The organism is Micromonospora sp. Mcm103 (assembly GCF_024519755.1).
Lineage (GTDB): Bacteria > Actinomycetota > Actinomycetes > Mycobacteriales > Micromonosporaceae > Micromonospora > Micromonospora aurantiaca.
The window spans coordinates 1-1,572 of sequence record NZ_JALJRJ010000053.1; the positions used below are offsets into that span (position 1 = coordinate 1).

A 1,572-nucleotide genomic window follows, 5' to 3' on the forward strand; every position below is an offset into this window, starting at 1 on the left:
ACCCGCCCCCGACGGCACCCACCTACGCACCGCCGGCGAGTACGTCGCGCCGCGCACCCCGCTGGAGCAGCAGCTCGCGCTGGTCTGGGCGCAGGTGCTGGACCTGCCGCAGGCCGGCGTCGAGGACTCGTTCTTCGACGTCGGCGGCGACTCGATCCGCGCGATCGCGCTGGTGGGTGCGGTCCGCGCGGCCGGACACGACGTCTCGGTCACCGATGTGTTCGAGCGGCGTACGGTCGCCGAGCTCGCCGAGTTGATCGGCAGCCGTACGGCGCCCGCCGAGCCGCACCAGGCCACCGCACCGTTTGCGCTGGTCGGCGCGGCGGATCGGCGGCGGGTGCCGGACGGGGTCGTGGACGTGTACCCGCTGCTCCAGGCGCAGGCCGGCATGCTGTTCGAGTTGGAGGCTGGCGATTCGCCGCACTACCACAGCACCGGCGGCTACAAGGTGATCGACGACGCGCCGTTCGACGTCGAGGCGCTGCGGGCCGCTGTACGCACGGTCTGCGCCCGGCACGAGGCGCTGCGCACGTCGTTCGACCTGTCGACGTACTCGATCCCGCTTCAGTTGGTGCATGAGAAGGCTGAGGCGCCGGTCAGCGTCCAGGACCTGCGCGGGTTGGACGCCGAGGCGGTCGACGCGGCCCTGCGCGACCACGTCGCCCGCGAGCAGTCCCGGCCGATCGACCCGGCCGCGGTGCCGCAGCTGCGGATCGGCGCGCTGGTCGCCGACGACGGCTGGTGGCTCGCGCTGTCCCGGTCGCACATGATCACGGAGGGCTGGAGCCAGCACGAGATGCTCATGGATCTCGTCGAGTGCTACCGGGCGCTGCGTGACGGTGTCACCCCGGCGCCGGCGGAGACTCCCGGGGTACGGTTCGCCGACTCGGTCGCCGCTGAACTCGCCGCGCTGGAGTCCCCGCAGCACCGGGCGTTCTGGCAGGCGGTCGTCGACGACCGCGCGCCGTTCCGCCTGCCCGCGAGCTGGGGCGACCAGACCGTGGCCGACGAGGCCTATCAGCTCACCGTGCCCGCGATGGATCTGGAGGCGCCGCTGCGCGCGCTCGCCATGAGCTCGCGGACCTCGGTCAAGAGCGTGCTGCTCGCAGCCCACCTCAAGGTGCTCAGCCAGCTCACCAACGAGCCGGCCTTCCACGCCGGGCTGGTCTGCGACACCCGCCTCGAGGTGCTCGGCGCCGACCGGGTGCACGGCATGTTTCTCAACACGCTGCCGATCCCGTACGACCGGACCGCCCGCACCTGGCGGCAGCTCGTCCGCGCGGTGTTCGACGCCGAGGTTGCCCTGTGGCCGCACCGCCGGTACCCGCTGGCCGGGGTGGCCCGGTTGGCCGGTGGCTCCGGCCGGCTCGTCGACGTCATCTTCAACTACCAGGACTTCCACAACCTCGACGCGGAGCAGATCGACCTTGCCGCGGGCTTCGGCTCCGGCACCAACGAGTTCGCGCTGACCGTCACCACCTCCAACGGCGGTCTCACGCTCAAGACCCGTACCTCGGTGCTGTCTCGGGGGCATGCTGAGCGTTTGGCGTCGATGTATCGGTTGGTGTTGGA

1 protein-coding gene is annotated in these 1,572 nt (G+C 71.7%); it reads left to right on the plus strand.

Annotated elements, in window-relative coordinates; genetic code table 11:
* Positions 1-1,572: condensation domain-containing protein (locus OC439_RS30130; RefSeq protein WP_262016377.1), on the plus strand; the 1,572-nt coding region annotated here is incomplete at both ends.